Here is a 20094-nt window from a genome sequence, read left to right as displayed (position 1 = left end):
GCTTCGGGCGCATTTGCGCTGTCTGCCCTAAACCTGCTTCTCGGTCTCCTTGGTCTCGCAGCCTTAGGCTCGCTACGACTTACTCGCCCCTGAGCGAAAAAGCCGGTTCGGATCACAAAGACAATATGTCGATCCACTTACCGCAGCTCAGGGGAAAAAGTCGCGCCAGACGGCCCGCACTCCTTCCAGACAGAAATTATATACCGGGCAATGCCCGTTTGATCAGGAAACAAGATAATGGCTAGTGCAAACGACAATCGCGTCATCATTTTTGACACCACCTTGCGTGATGGGGAACAGTCCCCCGGTGCATCGATGACGCTTGACGAAAAGCTGCGCGTGGCGCATGCACTGGCGGAATTGAAGGTCGATGTTATCGAAGCAGGCTTTGCCATCGCATCGAACGGTGACTTCAAGTCCGTCAATGAAATTGCCAAACAGATCTCTGGCCCGACCATCTGTTCGCTGGCCCGTGCGGCCAAGGGCGATATTGAACGTGCTGCCGAGGCATTGGAGCCCGCTGAAAACAAGCGTATCCACACCTTCATTTCAACAAGCCCCCTGCATATGAAATTCAAATTGCAGATGGAACCGGAACGCGTTCTGGAGAAGGTGATTGAAAGTGTCACGCTGGCACGTAAATTCACCGATGATGTCGAATGGTCGGCAGAAGACGGATCACGTACCGAACATGACTTCCTGTGCCGCTGCGTTGAAGCTGCGATCAAGGCCGGTGCGACGACAATCAACATCCCGGATACGGTTGGCTACACCACACCGACCGAATATGCCGATCTGATGACCATGCTGTTTAACCGCGTGCCAAACATCGACAAGGCGATCCTGTCCGTTCACTGCCACAATGATCTGGGGATGGCGGTTGCCAACTCGATCTCTGCGGTGAATGCCGGTGCCCGTCAGATCGAATGTACGATCAATGGTCTGGGCGAACGTGCCGGTAATGCCGCCCTCGAAGAAATCGTCATGGCGATCAACACCCGTAACGATGCCTTCCCGTTCACCACGGGCATTGACAGCACCAAGATCATGAACGCATCGCGTCTGGTGTCGGCCGTTTCCGGCTTTGTCGTTCAACCCAACAAGGCAATTGTTGGCGCGAACGCCTTCGCCCATGAAAGCGGCATCCATCAGGATGGCTTCCTGAAGAATTCCGAAACCTATGAAATCATGAAACCGGAATCCATAGGCCTGAACAAATCAAGCTTGGTCATGGGCAAACATTCCGGTCGCCATGCTTTCCGCGAAAAGCTTAAAGAACTGGGCTTTGCCGACTTGGGCGACAACACCATTGAAGATGCCTTTGCCCGCTTCAAGGATTTGGCCGACAAGAAGAAAGAAGTCTATGACGATGACATTGTCGCACTGGTCGATGATGGCATGCGCGACAACGAACATATCAAGTTTGTTGGCCTGACGGTTACCTGTGGCTCAAAAGGCCCACAGACTGCCGAACTGGAACTCAGCGTTGACGGTGAAGTCCGTTCAGCCAAAACCACCGGTGATGGCCCGATTGACGCGACCTTTAACGCGATCAAGGAAATCTACCCGCATGACTGGCGCCTGAAACTTTATCAGGTCCATGCCGTGACCGAGGGTACTGACGCCCAAGGGACCGTCACCGTCAAACTCGACGGCGAAGACCGCACCGTGGTTGGCAATGCATCTGACACCGACACGGTTGTCGCATCCTGCATGGCCTATGTCACTGCGGTGAACAAACTGATCGAAAAAAGCAAGAAAACCGCGCCGGACGCCATGGCATCCTGAGTAACTTTCTTGCCTGTAATTCTTTTGAAAGGGTGGCGGTTTCGCCACCCTTTTTTATGTGCATTTGTCATCAGCCCAAAAAACCATTCCACACCATGCTGTGAATATTCAAATACCCTTCCCTGTGCTACATTCAAGCACGCGAAAGGGATTTACACATGTTCAAACGTGATGCCTTTGTATCCAACCATCTGGGTCAGATAACGGCTGGTGTGTTGCTGTGCGCAGCTGCAATCGGCTTGAACCCCGTTGACAGCCTCCCCGCGCCGGCCGTTGACGGGCAATCGGTAACCGTCCCAGCCCAGCCCTACCCCAAAAGCGCGCTCCGTCAGCGCCTCGCATCACAAGGCAAGACGGTTCCAGACGTCGATAACAGCCTGCAAGCAGACATTCCCGCGCAGTATTACCCCCCAACATCGACGGCACTGGCATCTGATACCGGGCATGCCGCAATCGTTGCCCTGCCCGACTGTAATGATCGTTTTCCTGATAGCTGGATCAAAAAACTGCAAAATGACGGGATTGGTGTCCTGCTGATTTCACCAAATCAGGCACACCCGTCACAGGCCTATTGCACCGAAGGATCCCTTGAAGCTCCCAAACACGGCCTGACCTATTGGGCCTTTGATGCCCTAAGCGCCCTTCAATATTTGACCACGCAAGACGAAATTGATCCAAACCGCATTGCTGTTTTTGGCTATGGCTATGGTGCAGGGGCCGCACAATTGGCGATTTATCGCCACGGACACGCCAAACATTCGAAAACGCAGTTTAAGGCGTTAATTGGTCTGCGCCCGCAATGTATGTCGGAAATGGACAATTTGGCTCCCAGTCTTCTGATCGGGCTGAAAGATGATCCGTTTAACCCGCCTGCCTGGTGTCATTGGCGACTGGACAGGGACCTTTCACCTGACCTTGCTCCCAACCGGGAACCCGTCCGTTTTGAAGTGTTCGAAAGTGGCGAAACAATTGAAAAACAAGCGACTCGCAAGCTCCTTTCAATAGAAAGCAGTCCCGCAATAGTCGCCATGGTGACGAATTTCCTTTTGGAAAGCCATGTAACAGAAAAAAATACGCAAAATTGAATTAAACCGCCAAGACCATATTCCTGATCATGTTTTTGCCGCCTTATTTCAGGAAAATGACGCGCCTTAATTATTCCTCAATCCCCTGCGCAGATTATTCGTGCATCGGCTTAATCCTTAGGCTATCAAAGCCGGTACATTCGTATTCAAGATTTTACTATTAACCGGGGCATAGGGCAGGAATGTTTTCCAAGCTTCTTGGGGTTTTATCCTCCGACATGGCGGTGGATTTGGGTACCGCCAACACACTGGTTTACGTCAAAGGGCGTGGCATCGTCCTTAACGAACCATCCGTGGTGGCCATCACCGACGAAAAAGGCAAGAAACAGGTACTTGCAGTTGGTGAAGAGGCCAAACAAATGCTCGGTCGTACCCCGGGGTACATTCAGGCGATCCGCCCGTTACGTGACGGTGTAATTGCGGAATTCCACATCGCCGAGGAAATGATCAAGCACTTCATTCGTAAAGTTCACAATCGCCGCAACTTCGCAAGTCCGGAAGTCATCATTTGTGTGCCTTCAGGGTCGACCGCTGTTGAGCGCCGCGCCATTCAGGAAAGTGCCGAGAGTGCTGGCGCACGCAAAGTCTGGCTGATTGATGAACCAATGGCTGCTGCAATCGGTGCCGGTCTTCCGGTAACCGAGCCGACCGGCTCTATGGTTGTTGATATCGGTGGTGGCACCACCGAGGTTGCCGTTCTGTCGCTTGGCGGTATCGTGTATGCACGGTCCGTTCGCGTTGGCGGCGACAAAATGGATGAAGCGATCATTGCTTACATCCGTCGCACCCATAACCTTCTGGTTGGTGAAAGCACGGCTGAACGCATCAAGAAAGAAATCGGATCGGCTTGCGCCCCTGATGATGGAGATGGGGCAACCGTCGAAATCCGTGGTCGTGACCTGATGAATGGCGTTCCAAAGGAACTGCTGATTTCTGAACGTCAGATCGCGGAAAGTCTTGCAGAACCAGTATCGGCGATTATCGAGGCGGTGAAAGTCGCACTTGAACAAACCCCGCCGGAACTTGCTGCTGACATCGTTGATAAGGGTATTGTCCTTACCGGTGGCGGCGCATTGCTTGGCAATCTTGATTATGTTCTGCGCCACGCGACCGGCCTTCCGGTTTCGATTGCAGACGATCCTCTTTCCTGTGTTGCACTGGGTACCGGTCGCGCACTGGAAGAGAAAAAGATGCTGCGTAACGTTCTGCACACAGCTTATTAAGAAAATCAGACTTAAAATATCATCACCGGGTCGTATCCACTCTGGACGCGACTCGGTGATTTCGTTATGGTTGAATATCCCCATCGGGATATAAGACAACCTTCTGGGAAATAGCGGGGAACACATTGGCACAGCATGGCGGTCCGCAGCAGCGAATATTTTCGCCGTTACGCACGGCGGTTCACCGTTTCGCTTTTATACTGCTGATTTGCTCGGCCTTCGGACTGATGTTGCTGGGCAAAGCGGATACAGTTTTAATCGAACGCATCCGCGCTGCATCTGCTGATCTTGTTTCCCCGGTTATGAACATCGTTTCCCGTCCGGCTGCCAGCATCAATGAAATCACCGACCAAGTTTACAACCTCGCACATCTGTATGAGGAAAATGAACGCCTGCGTCGGGAAAACCACCAATTGCTGGCATGGCAGCAAGCCGCCCGCAATTTGTCGCATGAAAATGCCCGTCTGCGTGACCTTGCCCGTTACACCGCCCCCCCCGTTCTGCATCTTGTGACGTCACGTGTTATTGCCGATATGGGCGGGGCCTATGCCCATAGTGTGATGATTTCCGCTGGTTCGCGTGATGGCGTGTCCAAAGGACAAGCAGTAATTTCCGATGAGGGCCTTGTTGGACGCGTTGCCGAAGCCGGTTATCAGGCATCCCGGGTTCTGTTGATCACGGACATCAATTCACGCGTGCCGGTCATTGTTGAAAATTCCCGTGATCGTGCGTTTCTGTCCGGTGACAATACCAACCGCCCGCTTTTGACATTCCTGACCGCCGATGCCGCCGTCGCGCCGGGTGACCGCATTTTGACATCCGGCCATGGCGGCGCATTCCCGCCGGGCATTCCCATTGGCGTGGTGTCATCGGTTTCGGAAAATTCGGTGCGCGTCGCACCATTGTTCCGCCGTCATCAGCTTGAATATCTGCGTGTTGCCGATTACGGCCTGCAAGGTATTCTAAGCGATCAGCGCATCCGCGAAAGTCAGGCACCGGTCAATACAAACGACACCCAACTTGCGCCAGATATTCCAACCGGCGTTGGTGTTGTCCCATCCGCGCCAGCAGATGTGGATACGCACGCGAAACCGCAAATGCCGGTAGGGGAACTTCCGTGAAACCCGGCGTCTGGCATCGAATGGACGTTATCGCACGTGGTTTACTTCCGGCATTCAGCGTCTTTATCCTTCTTCTGATCAATTTGCTGCCGGTCAGTATCCCGCTTCTATCGACCGCCTCACCGGCCCTTTCGCTGATGGCGGTGTTTTACTGGTCTGTGAACCGTCCGGACCTTTTGACAGCGGTTACCGCCTTCTTCCTTGGCCTGTTGCAGGATCTTTTGATGGGGTTGCCGCTTGGTGTGAGTTCGCTGGTCTTGTTGCTGGTTCAAACCGGATCGGCCAGTCAGGGGCGTTTTTTCCATAACAAGCCGTTCGTCGTCATGTGGTGGGGATTTGCCTTGGTCGCGATACCGGCCCTGTTGGTTCAATGGTTGCTGAGTTCAGCCCTGATTGGGGCGTTTTTGCCGATCAAGGCAACCTTGGTCAGCTATATACTGACCGCCGTTTTATTTCCCATTGTCGCCTGGGCCTTGGCACGCGCGCAAAACAGCCTTCTGCGCTATGTATAAGTCGGCTCACCACCCCGAAAATCATTGCAAAATTGATGTTTTGGCAACAGCTATCGGCTATGCTTGAACAAGATGGTTTCCAAGTCCAATCAAGAAAGATAAAACGGGCCGAAATCAGCGAAATTTAACCGCATCGGTTAAAGAGACAAGACAGGTATTCTCCGCCCATGTGGCATCGTGATTCAGACAGGTTCAGAATGTTCACCCGACGCGCCCTGATACTGGGCGCAGGTCAGGGTGTTTTACTGACCGGTTTGGCCGCACGGATGTATTATCTGCAGGTGCTTGAAAGCGACCGCTATCGCACTCTTGCCGATGAAAACCGGATTTCTCACCGGTTGCTGCCACCACCGCGCGGATTGGTAACAGATCGTTTTGGCGCACCTTTGGCGGTAAACCGGCAGAACTATCACATCATGATTGTGCGCGAACAGACACCCGATGTCCGTCGCACACTCGAAATTCTTGATCAGATCATTGAACTTGGCCCCGATACAATCGAGCGTGTCGAGCGCGATGTTGAACGCAGACGATCCTTCGTTCCTGTCACTGTGCGCGACAATCTGACATGGGATGAAGTTGCCCGTGTTGGCGTAAACGCCCCTGACCTTCCCGGTCTGATCATTGATGCAGGACGGTCGCGTGACTATCCCGAAGGCCCGCATCTTGCCCATACGCTGGGATATGTTGCGGCTGTCTCGGAAAAGGAACTGACGGGCGACCCGCTACTTGAGCTGCCGGGATTTACCATTGGCAAAAGCGGTGTTGAAAAAGTCTATGACCTTGCGCTGCGCGGATCGGCGGGGACAAGTCAGGTCGAAGTAAACGCCCTAGGCCGGGTTATTCGCGAACTTGAACGTGAAGAAGGCGAAAGCGGCAATACTGTCGTCATGACGCTTGACCTTGAATTGCAACGGTATGCCAACCAACGCCTTTCCGATCAGGAAAGCGCATCAGCCGTGGTCATGGATATCCATACCGGTGAAGTGTTGGCGCTGGCATCACACCCTGCTTATGACCCGAATGCCTTTACCACCGGCATTTCACACAAATTGTGGAACAGTCTGGTCAACAATCCTTATGCGCCTTTATCAAACAAGGCGGTAAACGGAACCTATGCCCCCGGCTCGACCTTTAAAATGTGTGTCGCCCTTGCCGGGCTTGAGGCCGGGATCATTACCCCGGGGCAACGGTTTTTCTGCAATGGCTATCTTGATCTGGGCACATCGCGCTTCCATTGCTGGAAACGCGGGGGGCATGGCTGGATGAACATGCATGACTCACTCAAACATTCCTGCGATGTCTATTACTATGAAATATCGCAAAAAATTGGCATCGATCGGATTGCTGCCATGGCCAACAAGCTTGGTCTTGGTGCAGATACCGGAATTGACCTTCCCAATGAACGCAGCGGCCTGATCCCGACCAAGGACTGGAAGGAAATCCAGCTTGGCAAACGTTGGCAAGGTGGCGAAACCCTGATCGCATCGATTGGTCAGGGCTATGTTTTGACAACCCCGCTTCAGCTTTGCACCATGACAGCACGTCTTGCATCGGGCAAAGCTGTGCGCCCGCATTTGACACGTGATCATGTCACCCCCGAAGGTGTCACCACGCGTGAGGCTGAAGAATTCCCCGAACTTCAAGTCAGCCGGGCAAGCCTTGCACGCATTCGCGATGCCATGAATGGTGTGACCAACGAATTGCGTGGCACCGGCCATGGATCACGTATTTCGGCCAAAGGCATGGAAATGGCGGGCAAGAGTGGCACCAGTCAGGTGCGCCGCATTACCATGCGTGAACGCCAAACGACCGGGGTTCTCGACAATGACGATTTGCCGTGGAAATACCGCGATCATGCATTGTTTGTTGCTTTTGCCCCGGTTGAGAACCCGCGCTATGCCTGCTCGGTCGTGGTTGATCATGGTGGTGGCGGGTCAAGCGTTGCCGGCCCGATTGTCCGTGACCTGCTGCTAAAGGCCCAGGAACTGCAATCTGCCCGTCAGGGTATTTCCGCAGCCAACCAGCCCAACAGCGCGCAACGACGTTCGGAAGCAGCCCAAAACAATGAAGACGAGGGCTGATCAATGGCGATGAGCAAATACCGCATTGGCGAAGATCCGGATTACGTTCCGATTGGCCGCCGTTTATTGTTGTTAAACTGGACTTTGGTCCTGTTGATCGCTGCCCTGTCGGGTATCGGCTTTGCGATGCTTTATTCGGCTGCCAATGGATCGTTTGAACCATGGGCAGAACGCCAAATGATGCGGTTTGGTGTTGGGGCCGCCTTGATGATTATCATTGCCGTGACCGATATACGGGTCTGGCTAAAGCTTGCCTATTTTTCCTATTTCGTCGCACTGGTCTTGCTTGTCGGGGTTGAGATCAAAGGCGATATCGGCATGGGCGCACAACGCTGGATCAACCTTGGTTTCTTCCAGCTTCAGCCATCTGAACTGATGAAAATCTCGCTGGTATTGGCACTGGCGCGCTATTTCCACGGATTGACGGTGGAAGATACCGGGCGCATCCCGCTTTTGATCCCGCCGCTTTTGATGGTGCTGGCACCTGCTGCACTCGTTCTGCGCCAACCTGATCTTGGTACTGCCTTGTTGCTGATAGCCGGTGGTGGCGTGATTTTCTGGCTTTCCGGGGTACGGGTATGGAAATTCGCCCTTATCCTTGGCAGTGCCATGGCAGCCATTCCGATTGGCTGGCAGTTCCTGCGCGATTATCAAAAGAACCGTGTTCTGACATTCCTTAACCCGGAAAACGACCCGCTTGGTGCTGGCTATCATATCACCCAGTCGAAAATCGCATTGGGGTCCGGGGGACTGTTTGGTAAAGGCTTCATGCTTGGTTCGCAAAGCCATCTGAACTTCCTGCCTGAAAAGCAAACCGACTTTATCTTTACCATGCTTGGCGAGGAGTTCGGTCTGGTTGGTGGCCTGGCCCTGCTGTCGCTTTATGCGTTGGTGATCGCCTATGGCTATATTATCGCGCTGAGATGCCGCAATCAGTTCGGCCGTCTGGTCGCGATTGGCGTGACCTCGACCTTCTTCCTGTATGTGTTTATCAATATTGCAATGGTGATGGGTCTGATCCCGGTGGTTGGCGTGCCATTGCCACTGGTGTCATATGGCGGAACGGTCATGATGACCATTCTGGTCAGCTTCGGCCTATTGATGAGCGTCTCAATCCACCGCGATATCCGAATTTCCCGTCAGGGTAATGACGACGGTCGGAACTGATAGCAGCTACGCCTCAGACGCAGCAGCATTTGCATGTTCCATCAGTTCTTGGAAGTCGGCAACTTCACAGCGATTACGCCCGCTTTCCTTGGCAAGGTATAGCGCACTGTCCGCCATCGAATAAAGCGTGGCCGAGATTTCCGAAATCTCCCGGTTTTTCAGGGCATCGAACTGACGGATCACGTCATCGCTAAAACCCGTCATTCCGGATTTTGATGGCAAGCCGGACACACCAAAGCTTGAGGTGAATGAAAGAGTGTTGCCGCCAAACTCAACGCGGGTTTCTTCAAAGGCAACACGCAGGCGTTCCGCAAGCTTCATTGCCCCTTCAAGTTCTTCACCGGGCAGCAAAACAGCAAATTCTTCTCCGCCTAACCTTGCTGGCACATCAATCGTGCGCAAGGTTCCTTTCATCGTTTTGCCCAGTTCAACAAGCACAGCGTCGCCTGCTTGATGGCCATATGTATCGTTAAAGGACTTGAACCGGTCAATATCGAGAAGAATGATTGAAACGGGTGTATCCCGGCGACACCAGATCGAAATCGCTTCTTCCTGACGGCCAAGATATGCCCGCCGGTTTGGCAGTTCCGTAAGCGGGTCTGTCGATGCCAGAACTTCAAGCTTTTGCATCGCTTCGTTCAATTCTTTGGTGCGCTGTTCGACACGCGCTTCCAGATTAATGTTCGCATTTTGCAGTTCATCGCGTGCTTTGCGCAATTGTCCCACTTGTCCACGGATCATCCCGAACAAGCCAACCGTCACAGACCCCAACAACTGCACTTCATCGTCATAACGATGATGGGGTGGCATTTCCAACGGCCTTTTGTCATCTGTCGGGTCTGACTTTACCAGATAAGCACCAAGGCGCACCAATGGCCGCGAAAAGACAAAATAGCTCATCCCTGCAAAGACAGCGGCCATCAGCACAGCCAAAACCATTGTGGTCATGAATGACCATGACAATCGGCTCATATATGCGGAAACAAAGACTTGCGGGTTCAGGTCTACGACCATTTCGCCGATGGTTGTTGCGGGTTTCTTATTCGGGTCGCGGACCGGAACAACGATGGTTTGCAGCCCACCAAACATTTTTTCGGCCCATCGCGATGTCGGTATTTCACCTGCAGGGCGTTTTATTTCGAAAAAGATGCCATCTTCTGCATTCAATAGGGCAACACGGGCAATAGAACGATTGTTCATCATACCACGCGCCATTACTTCGGCCAATTCGAGGTCGCGGTTTGTAAGGATCTGGGTCGCAACAGCAACGCTGGAGGATGTCGAACGTTGGGTTCCCTGATGATATACATCTTCAAGCCATTCGTAGTCCTGAAGCCCCCGAACACCAACGATAATAAACCCAAGGATAGCGGCAAGAAACAATGAATATTTGAGCTGACGTGCGGCAATGGTACTTCCCAGCTTCAAGCCGGCGAGCACATCATCATGCTTTTGATCCGACTGCTTCGCCACCGTTTCTCACCTCATCTTCGTCATCTAAATACCGACAAACTTCGCAATGAAGACTATCTGCCGCTCGTGGGATGCAGTCCAAAGTTATACTCGGCTCCCGACGGCGAATTGGCAAGGCTAAACCGGGTAAAATCGATCTTTCGCCAGTCTCGCATCGTCAGGACTTCTTCAAAGTCAGCGATGTTTTTGCGCGTAATCGCCTCCATCTTGAAAGATATCTCTGGATGATCTTTGATCGTTTGGACCCCATTGATATAGTCATGCAACAAGACCATGACCCAGGCCCCGGCAAAGAAATGTCCGCCATGGGTTAGGCTCATTTTTCCGGCAGCGACGTTTTGCAATCCTTCAGAAGACCAGTTCAAACCGCCAACAAATACGTCTTTTCCCGGAACACGTCCTGCGTCTTCAAGAGCCGAAATCGCGCCAAGCGCAATGTCGTCATTCGCCGCCCACACCGCATCAACACATCCCCCACGGCTGATCCAGGCGGATGTTTGACGATATGCCTCGTCAAAAGACCAGTTTGCAACAATCCGACGCTGTTCTTTGAGATTGGGGAACTGACTTAACGCACGATCCAAGCCGTCAAGCCGCTGTAAGGATGCCGGCGTTTTGCGATCACCAGCAATCGACAACAAACACACCTCATCGGGCGACTGGCCGTTGCTGGCCTGTTTGGCAGCATCAATCAACGACTTTGCAATTTCAAAACCGGCACGCTCATTGTCCGGTGTCAGGGTCAATATCCAGTTTTCAATGTCTTTGACGGGACGCCCATAGGCGTTCTTTTGTGCCTCGGTCAAATCATTGAGCAACATGATCACGGGAATGCCACGCGTATTGGCTTCCAGAATGATACGCGTGCCTTGCTGGTGTTCATTCACGGCAATGATGTAATCAGGCAAAGGCTGAAGTGCGAATGCCTGTGTCGCACTTTCAGTCATCATCTTCCAGTCGCGGTCACTGTCAAATACAATAAGCTCATAACCAAACTGATCCGCGGCCGCCTGCATCGTATCGCGCACGTCTTTCCAGAATCCCCGATCACCATAACCCGGATTGATAAAGGCAACCCTGACTGGCTCCTGTGCATTTTCAGCGATGACGGACTGTGCATGAACCGGTGACAGCACCAAGAACCACACACACAACCCCAGCAACCACGCCCCGTAGCTTCGCAACTCGCATTCCCCAAAAGACAGACAGTTCGACGACAAAGGTATTTTACAAAAACCTTATAATCAGCCGGGATAAACAATTGAACCTGAAAGGTCAAATTGTGCGATCATCATTGCAACATGCTTTAGCGTCCAGCCACGCAAAAAGGCCCGCAATCTGGACAATTTCACAATTGTCCAATGACCGTTGACGGATACATCAGCAGGGTGATCTGGATTATTCCTGTAAGGGTTTCACAGGTTGCGTATTTTACGGCGAACCTGACTGAGCACGACTAAGGGCACGCGCCAGTTCTTCATTGGTCATATTCGCACGGTCTTCAATACCGTGCTGCTGGGCCAGATGATAAAGATCATCCCGACGCCATTTGTCGAAAACGGGTTTCCGATGCATGCGAAACGCGGGTTCTTCCCGTTCGATCTCGCCAGAGAGTCTTTTAAAGCTCGCCACTCTTGCCTCCTGTATGGGACGGTCACAAGCGATTGCGGCACAAATTTCTCCCCTGAATGTAAAAGTGCCGTAACATTTCATTTAGGGCCGTTTCCTGGAATTTCTATTCCCCGTCCTGATTTTTTCGTCCTGATTTCGTGTAAGCGACTGGGCAGCAACAAAAAATAAGTCCTTGCCCACCCGATACAATTACATTTTAACGGCAATTTATCGTTGAATTAGTGTTTTCTCTATTTGGTTCAAAATATCTCTGATAGCATCGCTCAAAAGACAACATCAGGGGGCCTCGGATGGCACTACATTTTGACCGCGAAGAATTGGCAACCCGCCGCGCGCGTACCATCAAGAAACTTGAACAGGCCGGGTTAGATGGCCTTTTGATGTTTCGTCAGGAAAGCATGTTTTACCTGACCGGATATGACACTTTTGGCTATGTGTTTTTCCAATGCCTGTATCTAAGCACCGATGGCCGTGTGTCATTGATCACCCGCGCCCCCGATTTGCGCCAGGCACAGCATACTTCTGACATTGAAGATATCCGCATCTGGGTCGATGGCCCGAATGTGAACCCGGCATTTCAACTGCGCGATATGCTGGCTGAATTTGGCTGTTCAGGCAAAAAGCTTGGCGTTGAATATGATGCCTATGGCCTGACCGCGGCCAATGGCAAAAAACTTGAAACCGCGCTGGATGGATTTTGCACGCTGGAAGATGCTTCCGGTCTGGTTTCCGAACTGCGTGTGGTCAAAAGCCCGGCTGAACTTGACTATATCCGCAAGGCTGCCGAACTGGCAGATGATGCGTGGGATGCGGCCCTTAAAACCGTCCATGCCGGTGCGTTTGAAGGTGATATTCTTGCCGCCATGCAAGGTGCGATCTTTGCCGGTGGCGGTGATTACCCCGGTAATGAATTCATCATTGGTGCCGGGCGCGATGCGCTTTTATGTCGCTATTTCTCCGGCCGCAAAAACATCGCCCAGAACGATCAGATTACGCTTGAATGGGCAGGTGCCTATCGTCACTACCATGCTGCTATGATGCGCACGATCCCGGTTGGGAACACCCTGCCCCGCCATGCCGAAATGCATAAGGTGGCAACGGACGCCATGGCCGCCTGCCGCGAGGCGCTTCGTCCGGGAGAACCCATCGGCAAGGTCTTTGATGCCTATGCCCAAACTTGCGACAAAGGTGGCATGTTCGCCCATCGTTTGAATGCGTGTGGCTATTCTATGGGGACGACTTTTGCCCCGAACTGGATGGATTGGCCGATGTTTTACCATGACAACCCGGTTATTGCCGAACCGGGCATGGTGTTCTTCCTGCACATGATCCTGATGGATAGCGAAAATGGCGTTGCCATGTGTCCCGGTCATTCGGTGATCGTCACCGCAAATGGCAATGAATGCGTTTCACGCCACAGCCTTGATCTGATCACACGTTAAAACCCATTCAGGTAATAAGAACCAAGAACGGGCTGCCATCGCTGGTCAGCCCGTTCTTGGTATATTACGCGCGACCTGATGACCAAGGCGCCCCAGCAGACCGCGCCCTAACGCAACGCTGCTTGCATCGCGGCCACAGTGTCCTCGGCCAATTTATCAAGTGCCGTTATCCGTTCGAGCAATTCCTTACCAAAACTGCCGTCATATGTTTCAAGCTTGCGTGCTTCTGCTGCAAGTTTCTGCCCCGCCATATTTGCGGCCATCCCTTTAATGGTGTGGGCAGCCCGACGCAGCACGTCGCTGTCACCATTGTTTGCAGCTTCAATCAACCTCTCGCGTTCCTCCTGATAGGAAGCAGGAAGCAAGCCAACCAGCATCGCAAGCTGTTCCTTACCAAGGGCAGCACACACCTCGTCAAACCGACCTTGATCAATCAAATCCATCTTCATCTCTTTCGTCGCAGATGCGTTTTCAATATCGTGGGTCTCTGCAACTTCCTCAACCAAAACAGCTTTATTCAGCACAGCTATATCATCGCCCTGCACCTGATCACTGTGATCATGATCCCGATCAGCAACAACATTGAAGTGCTGTGTAGGCGCTTCCAATGGCTTGGCACTTATGGTTGGCTGTGCCGCACTTTCATCTTCGTCATTTTGGTGTGTGCCACGCACCCGATCGCGTAAGAACCGCAACAGCGTACTATAAAGCTTTCGTTCTTCGACCGGCTTGGTCAAAACCTCGTCCATGCCGGCTGCCAAAAAATCGCGATGGCGTGCCGAAGAAGCCTCCGCCGTCAGACACACAATCGGAATACGTAAACCACCATTAAATCGTTCAATTTCACGAATGTGGCGGGTTGCCCCTTCGCCATCAAGAACAGGCATATGGGCATCCATCAAAATAAGATCAAAGGCCCCATCGCGGAAGGCGTGAACGCCTTCACGCCCATTGGCGACCAATGTGACGTCGATGCCATGGCGCTTAAGCATCCCGCCGACAACGTTGGCATTGATCTCGTTATCTTCCACGACAAGGACCCTTGCGCCGGCAAGAACAGTGTCCCCACTATCCAAGGGTTCTTCAGCAGTGCTTACAAGATGTCTTTCGGTGTGTTCAAACTTGAATGGCAGCCAGACATCAAATCGTGTCCCTTGATGTTCGACACTGCTGACCATCATCTTGCCGCCCATCAGTTCCGTCAAACTAAACGCAATCGAAAGCCCCAACCCGGTACCGCCATATTCACGCATTGTCGAATTATCCGCCTGCGTGAAAGGCGCAAAAATAAGCTTTTGCCGTTCGTCGGAAATACCGATCCCCGTATCAATAACAGCAAAATGAAACAGCATTTCGCCGTCGCGCAAGGCGCGCACATCTTCAAGTGACGATAGCCTTTCTTCGACCTTCGCAACTTCAAGCCTGACGGATCCCTTTTTGGTGAACTTCACCGCATTTGACATCAGGTTCCATAAGATCTGACGCAGACGAACCTCATCCCCCGTCAACATAAGATCATTAAAAACCCCGTCATCAACGACGACATCAAGGTTCTTTTCTTTGGCGACAGCGCCAACAAACTGTTTCAGATCATACATGATGTCTGATGGGTAAAACTGACGGTTCTCAAGCTCAACCCGGCCAGCTTCGATTTTGCTCATATCAAGAATATCGTTCAGCAAAGCCATCAGGGTCCGGCCCGACGACAAGATGCCATTGACCCGTTCCAGCTGCATTTTTGTAAGCTCACTTTCGCGCAACAACTGCGCAAGCCCCAAAACACCGTTCAAAGGCGTTCTGATTTCGTGGCTCATGGTTGCCAGAAATTCGCTTTTTGCCGAACTTGCCTGATAGGACCGCAGAAAATGGCTGCGCAGCGACAGCAGCATGTAACAAAGGGTCATGCTGTAAGTCAGCATTCTTGACGGAATGATGAATCGTGCGGCCAGTTCCGCGCCATTTGGTGCAAGATAAAACAAAGCCAGATGATTAAACGCACCAATCATCATACAAATGCACAATAAAGCTTCCATCGCCGAACGCCGGACAAAACAACGCACCAAATATCCTGCCGCCCCGATAAAGGCCATCAGCAGGGTCGGTGTCAGGATCAAGGTGGAAATGTCCTGAAAGGCGTGGCTCAGTCCAAATTCAACATTCGGCAAGAACGTGATCGGTGCCACCATCGATAAAGAGGCGACAACAAAAATCACAAATGCCGCAATAATCACCTGTTCCTGAACGAATATCTGATCATCCTTGTTGGCGTAATGCCAACTTAAGGCAAATGCCATGGCCGCGAGAAACCGGGTCACCAGAACCAAAAGACCGGTAAAAGTCCCAAGGGCCTGTTCGCTGCCCAGAATATCATTGGCGCCAAATAACCGTGGCAACCCGACAAGATCGCCCAACAGCAAAAGCCCCATCATGATCACGAGGCAAACATATTGGGCACGGCGCGTCAGCTCATAGACCATCCAGCCAATGGCGATGGTTAACAGCGCGATGATTTCGACCGAGGCAATGACTGAGAAGGTGATTTTGCCAACAATTTCGTCGGGCAAAGAAGAATAGAAAATGAAAACAGGCGTAATTGTCAGGAAAGTGATCAGAGTAAACCCTGCATAGGCCAATAATCGGACCATATATCCGCCTTCCCCCGACACCCGCCGGGGTTTTAACCGCCCCGACTGACTGAATAATTCTCCAGAACTGCCTTCGCCCAGTTTACAGTATCGGCATCGATGGACTGCATATGCTGGTATTTCTCGAACTGGCTCGCGATCAAGCCCAATCGATCCATAAATTCCGGTGCTTTTTCCAAATCCAGAAGTTGATCCGCCAGCGGATCAAAAACTGCGTTCTGGAATTCAAGTGACAAACTTATCCGTGGTTCCGACGCATGTTTACTTGCACGCCCGCCCCAATGGTATAAATCCTGTCGCCACCCCATCACCGTCCCCGGCCCGGCTGGTAGCGCCCTTACATCCTGCAAAAAAACATCTTCTGGTTTAGTAACCGCTAAATCATAACACTTTTCGAAAGAACGCGGCAACACGTACATGCACCCGTTATCTGGGCTCGCCTTGCTCAGCGGGACCCAGAGAGACAGACTGATCAGCATGTCGTCACCAACAACACTTTCACCCTGATAATCCCGATGTGGTGGCCAGCCACGGCCGTCCTGACCGGGATCGACATGCCATGCCCAGAAATGCGGAAGAAGCGCAACACGCTCACCAAGGAAATGGCTCAGCAACGGCTTCAAACGCCGAAAAACTTGCCATGCCTCGTCATATAAATAGATCAGGGCAGGCGACATTCCATTGGAAACAAGGGTCTCAATTCCCTGGCGCAGCTTTGCCAACTCATCTCTTGGCAAAATATCTTCGATCAGAAAATACCCCTCCTCCCAAAACCGGTCTGACAATTCGCCACCCACAAAACCGCCATCGCCTGCGCCGATTTCGTCAACAGCCACAACCGGATCAATCCCGGTGGAAATCGTCAATTGGGGATTAAGCTGTTGCCATATCTCGGGCCGGGTGGCGTTTTTCGGTGTGATCATCGGTGAATGTCCGGTATTGAAAGTGGCCGGACGATACGCAGTGTACACTTTGATGGCAAGTCCCCTTCGATATCTCGCTACACTGCGCGGCACGATGTATGACACAATGCACGACACATACTGAGCTTGGCAGCAATCATGGCAGACAACACCGTTACGCCACTCAAAGTGGCTACAATCAATCACGGCGGCGCAATTGATGCCGCGGCAGAAAAATACGGAATTCCGCCCGCCGAATGGCTTGATCTGTCGACCGGGATTAATCCGCAAGGCTATCCCGTACCCAAAATCGACTTTGCCCATTGGCAACGATTGCCTCTGGCATCAGAACTCGATGGATTAAAACGCGCTGCTGCTCACTATTACGCGCTGCCGGGCCCAGATTATGTTGTCTGCACACCGGGCACCCAGTCTCTTATTCAAACCATTCCATTCTGGCTCAAAGATCAGACTGCAATCAGCAAGGTCCACATCATGGGGCCAACCTACGGTGAACATGCCCGATGCTGGCAACGTGCAGGACATGATTGCGCCATTGATGAAACCACGCCCGATAAACGTCTTGCCCGTGCGACTGAAATTCTGACATCGGCAAAAAGTGGCAACGTCGTCATTCTGGTCAATCCCAACAACCCTGACGGCGCGATGTTTCCACCGACTGACATTGCGGATCTGTCCCGACTTGCCCAACAACGCGATTGTTGGTTGATCCTCGACGAGGCATTTATGGATTGCCAACCCGATTTATCGGTTTGCCCGATGATAGAAGACCTGCCCAGAACGATTGTATTACGTTCGTTTGGTAAGTTCTTTGGGTTGGCGGGTGCACGTCTTGGATGTGCGGTTATGGCCATTGATCTCGCGCGTGATCTTGCCGAACGTGTTGGTCCTTGGGCTATTCCCGGCCCAACGATCGCGATTGGGACACAGGCCTTTTCTGATCGCATTTGGCAGGAAGAAACCCGTATTCGTCTTACAACGGATAGCCTGCGTCTTGATAACTTGATTGCCGATAAAACAGCCCTCGCGCTGTTTGGCGGAACGGATCTGTTTCGCTATTACCATGGGACTGATTGCCAGAAACTGGCGGAATATCTTGCCCAGTGCGGTATTCTGGTTCGATTGTTTGATCATGACCGGGAGAAAGTTCGTTTTGGCTTTCCCGGCACACAGCAAGACTGGCAAAATCTTGAAGTCGCCCTGACAGATTGGGCAGATATTCAATCAAATTAAGCGTGATTGGGTTATGCCCTCAAACGCCGTCGTCTTCCCAGGACTGTTTCTTGCGATAGATTGTCGATGGACTGACCCCCAGTGCATCCGCAGCACGCGGTATTGACCCACCGCATCGCTCTATTGCTTCTTCAATGGCTTGTTTTTCGACCTGCCAAAGTGGGCGTATTTCAGAATACCCCAACCCGCCTGTGCCCAGCATTTGGGGGGATGTCGCAGCACCGTCATTTGATGCCGCCCCGACACCGACAAGCTGATTGGCTTTTCCAGACTGTTGATTTTCAACAACCTTGCGCATTTGCCGCGCTCCGGCAAGAAAGGCCAAGGCTTCCGGGTCGCCTTCCCATAACCGTCCCGTACCGCTGATATCTCCTGAGACCACAGGATGGGGTGGTGGGGCTTCGATCGTCGCTGATCCGAATTTATCATCGTCTGTGCCACTATTGACCGGGCGGGGAACCATCGAAAGTGTGACTTCCGTACCGTTGTTCAGAACAACGATATTACGAATGATGTTTTGTAACTGGCGAATATTTCCAGGCCAAGCATAGCGGGCAAACAGGGCCGAAACTTCGGGGCTAAACCGTTCGAAATCACGGTGTTCTTCGCGGGTATAGCGTTCCAGATAGAAATTGGCGATCTGCAATATGTCTTTATCACGCTCGCGCAAGGGCGGCATATGCAGCGGAATCACATGCAGACGGTAATAAAGATCTTCGCGGAACCGACCGGTTCTAACTTCTTCGAGCGGATCACGGTTGGTCGCACAGACAAACCGCACATCGACTGATTCAATCGAACTGCCGCCAACCTTCTGAAAGGTTCCGGTCTGGATGAACCGCAAAAGTTTGGTTTGCAGTTCCAAATCCATCTCGCAGATTTCATCAAGGAACAGGGTGCCGCCTTCGGCACGGTGTGCTGCCCCTTCCCTGTCGGCCACAGCCCCGGTAAACGCACCTTTGACATGCCCGAAAATCTCGCTTTCCATCAGATCTTTGGGAATCGCACCACAGTTTAACGGGATGAACGGGTCCTTCGTTCGTTCCGAACGTCGATGGATGGCTTCAGCCGCCAGTTCCTTACCTGTTCCTGATTCCCCGGTAATGAAAACCGTCGCCCGGCTAGGGGCAGCATTTTCAATGATGCGATAAATGTCACGCATCGTGTCCGATCCGCCGATGATATCGAAATACATCTCGTCCGCATCAGCACCGTCCAGTTCGATATCAGGGACATCGGGAACCGTCGCGGCACCGGCCAAGGCTTTCGATACGGTTTCACGCAGCTTGTCGGCTGTGAATGGCTTTAAGAGGAAATCCCACGCCCCTTCACGCATCGCTTCAACGGCAACATTGACCGAACCATGGGCCGTAATCACGACAACTTTGCATTTCGGGCATATTTGCGCCGCCGTTCGAAGAACTTCGCGGCCATCCATATCGGGCAAGATTAAATCAAGAACAAGCACATCTGGCGGGTCTTGCCGCAAGCAATTAATCGCATCTGTACCGTTAACCACATGATCAACCAAATGGCCATCTGCGCGTAGGTAGTCCTGATAAACTCTCGCAAGCGAAAGCGTATCTTCTACAATTACGATGCGTGCCTGCTCTGGCATTTTTGTATTCGTGTCCCGATATAGCCACTCATGACTTGACCTAACATACCGATAGAGCTGTGCCTGTCACAACTGCTAACAGTCTTGCAGTGGCTGTCCAAACCATACACAATCATATTATGGTTAAAAAAGCATAGTTTAACGGCGT

Annotated in this window: 15 protein-coding genes; 9 read left to right on the top strand and 6 right to left on the bottom strand. The window is 52.2% G+C overall.

Going from position 1 to position 20094, the window contains the following annotated elements:
* Nucleotides 1–237 precede the first annotated feature (237 nt).
* The 7 genes from RIC05_RS02795 to rodA all read left to right on the top strand — a co-directional run bounded on the left by RIC05_RS02795 (nucleotide 238) and on the right by rodA (nucleotide 8980).
* Complete coding sequence (locus tag RIC05_RS02795; RefSeq protein WP_350046256.1) at nucleotides 238–1788, top strand: 2-isopropylmalate synthase; 1551 nt, start codon at nucleotides 238–240, stop codon at nucleotides 1786–1788.
* Between the two features lie 158 nt (nucleotides 1789–1946).
* Nucleotides 1947–2873 carry an alpha/beta hydrolase gene (locus RIC05_RS02790; RefSeq protein ID WP_350046257.1) on the top strand — a complete coding sequence of 309 codons (927 nt, stop codon included), beginning with the start codon at nucleotides 1947–1949 and terminating at the stop codon, nucleotides 2871–2873.
* A gap of 182 nt (nucleotides 2874–3055) precedes the next feature.
* A complete protein-coding gene (locus RIC05_RS02785; protein ID WP_350044042.1) occupies nucleotides 3056–4096 on the top strand; it encodes a rod shape-determining protein in 1041 nt (346 codons plus the stop codon).
* A 125-nt stretch (nucleotides 4097–4221) separates the two neighbouring features.
* Nucleotides 4222–5217: a rod shape-determining protein MreC gene (mreC, locus tag RIC05_RS02780; RefSeq protein ID WP_350046258.1), complete on the top strand. Its 996-nt coding sequence runs from the start codon at nucleotides 4222–4224 to the stop codon at nucleotides 5215–5217.
* On the top strand, nucleotides 5214–5729 hold the full coding sequence (gene mreD / locus RIC05_RS02775; RefSeq protein ID WP_350046259.1) for a rod shape-determining protein MreD: 516 nt from the start codon (nucleotides 5214–5216) through the stop codon (nucleotides 5727–5729). The genes mreC and mreD overlap by 4 nt, the downstream gene beginning before the upstream one ends.
* Nucleotides 5730–5926: 197 nt before the next feature.
* Complete coding sequence (gene mrdA, locus RIC05_RS02770) at nucleotides 5927–7813, top strand: penicillin-binding protein 2 (RefSeq protein ID WP_350046260.1); 1887 nt, start codon at nucleotides 5927–5929, stop codon at nucleotides 7811–7813.
* A gap of 3 nt (nucleotides 7814–7816) precedes the next feature.
* On the top strand, nucleotides 7817–8980 hold the full coding sequence (rodA, locus tag RIC05_RS02765) for a rod shape-determining protein RodA (RefSeq protein WP_350046261.1): 1164 nt from the start codon (nucleotides 7817–7819) through the stop codon (nucleotides 8978–8980).
* A 6-nt stretch (nucleotides 8981–8986) separates the two neighbouring features.
* Here the strand turns inward: rodA and RIC05_RS02760 are convergent, their stop codons facing one another.
* From RIC05_RS02760 to RIC05_RS02750, 3 genes are all read right to left on the bottom strand, one after another.
* Nucleotides 8987–10453: a GGDEF domain-containing protein gene (locus RIC05_RS02760; protein ID WP_350046262.1), complete on the bottom strand. Its 1467-nt coding sequence runs from the start codon at nucleotides 10451–10453 to the stop codon at nucleotides 8987–8989.
* A gap of 53 nt (nucleotides 10454–10506) precedes the next feature.
* Nucleotides 10507–11601, bottom strand: coding sequence for an ABC transporter substrate-binding protein (locus RIC05_RS02755; RefSeq protein WP_350046263.1), 1095 nt, complete (start codon nucleotides 11599–11601; stop codon nucleotides 10507–10509).
* A 283-nt stretch (nucleotides 11602–11884) separates the two neighbouring features.
* On the bottom strand, nucleotides 11885–12085 hold the full coding sequence (locus RIC05_RS02750) for a hypothetical protein (protein WP_350044035.1): 201 nt from the start codon (nucleotides 12083–12085) through the stop codon (nucleotides 11885–11887).
* A gap of 290 nt (nucleotides 12086–12375) precedes the next feature.
* Here RIC05_RS02750 and RIC05_RS02745 point away from each other — a divergent pair, with 290 nt between their 5' ends.
* Nucleotides 12376–13527, top strand: a complete 1152-nt coding sequence (locus RIC05_RS02745; protein ID WP_350046264.1) for a M24 family metallopeptidase — start codon at nucleotides 12376–12378, stop codon at nucleotides 13525–13527.
* Nucleotides 13528–13634: 107 nt separating this feature from the next.
* Here the strand turns inward: RIC05_RS02745 and RIC05_RS02740 are convergent, their stop codons facing one another.
* Both RIC05_RS02740 and RIC05_RS02735 read right to left on the bottom strand, forming a co-directional pair.
* The gene (locus tag RIC05_RS02740) at nucleotides 13635–16172 is read right to left on the bottom strand and encodes an ATP-binding protein (RefSeq protein ID WP_350046265.1); all 2538 of its coding nucleotides are present in this window, start codon (nucleotides 16170–16172) and stop codon (nucleotides 13635–13637) included.
* Between the two features lie 32 nt (nucleotides 16173–16204).
* Nucleotides 16205–17095 (bottom strand): phytanoyl-CoA dioxygenase family protein, encoded by an 891-nt coding sequence (locus tag RIC05_RS02735; RefSeq protein ID WP_350046266.1) that lies wholly within the window; start codon nucleotides 17093–17095, stop codon nucleotides 16205–16207.
* A 138-nt stretch (nucleotides 17096–17233) separates the two neighbouring features.
* On the opposite strand from RIC05_RS02735, the gene cobD reads away from it, so the two are divergent.
* A complete protein-coding gene (gene cobD / locus RIC05_RS02730) occupies nucleotides 17234–18328 on the top strand; it encodes a threonine-phosphate decarboxylase CobD (protein WP_350046267.1) in 1095 nt (364 codons plus the stop codon).
* A gap of 19 nt (nucleotides 18329–18347) precedes the next feature.
* Here cobD and RIC05_RS02725 read toward each other — a convergent pair whose 3' ends face one another.
* Nucleotides 18348–19946 (bottom strand): sigma-54-dependent transcriptional regulator, encoded by a 1599-nt coding sequence (locus tag RIC05_RS02725; protein WP_350046268.1) that lies wholly within the window; start codon nucleotides 19944–19946, stop codon nucleotides 18348–18350.
* Between the last annotated feature and the right edge of the window lie 148 nt (nucleotides 19947–20094).

Origin of the sequence: Thalassospira sp., assembly GCF_040218635.1 — a bacterium.
Lineage (GTDB): Bacteria > Pseudomonadota > Alphaproteobacteria > Rhodospirillales > Thalassospiraceae > Thalassospira.
The sequence above is the reverse complement of the archived record's forward strand: the minus strand, read 5'-3'. Positions and strand labels throughout refer to the sequence as shown.

Coding starts and splice junctions, on each gene's coding strand:
- RIC05_RS02795 (WP_350046256.1), top strand. CDS start 238: ATGGCTAGTGCAAACGACAATCGCGTCATCATTTTTGACACCACCTTG.
- RIC05_RS02790 (WP_350046257.1), top strand. CDS start 1,947: ATGTTCAAACGTGATGCCTTTGTATCCAACCATCTGGGTCAGATAACG.
- RIC05_RS02785 (WP_350044042.1), top strand. CDS start 3,056: ATGTTTTCCAAGCTTCTTGGGGTTTTATCCTCCGACATGGCGGTGGAT.
- mrdA (WP_350046260.1), top strand. CDS start 5,927: ATGTTCACCCGACGCGCCCTGATACTGGGCGCAGGTCAGGGTGTTTTA.
- rodA (WP_350046261.1), top strand. CDS start 7,817: ATGGCGATGAGCAAATACCGCATTGGCGAAGATCCGGATTACGTTCCG.
- RIC05_RS02745 (WP_350046264.1), top strand. CDS start 12,376: ATGGCACTACATTTTGACCGCGAAGAATTGGCAACCCGCCGCGCGCGT.
- RIC05_RS02740 (WP_350046265.1), bottom strand. CDS start 16,172: ATGGTCCGATTATTGGCCTATGCAGGGTTTACTCTGATCACTTTCCTG.
- RIC05_RS02735 (WP_350046266.1), bottom strand. CDS start 17,095: ATGATCACACCGAAAAACGCCACCCGGCCCGAGATATGGCAACAGCTT.
- cobD (WP_350046267.1), top strand. CDS start 17,234: ATGGCAGACAACACCGTTACGCCACTCAAAGTGGCTACAATCAATCAC.
- RIC05_RS02725 (WP_350046268.1), bottom strand. CDS start 19,946: ATGCCAGAGCAGGCACGCATCGTAATTGTAGAAGATACGCTTTCGCTT.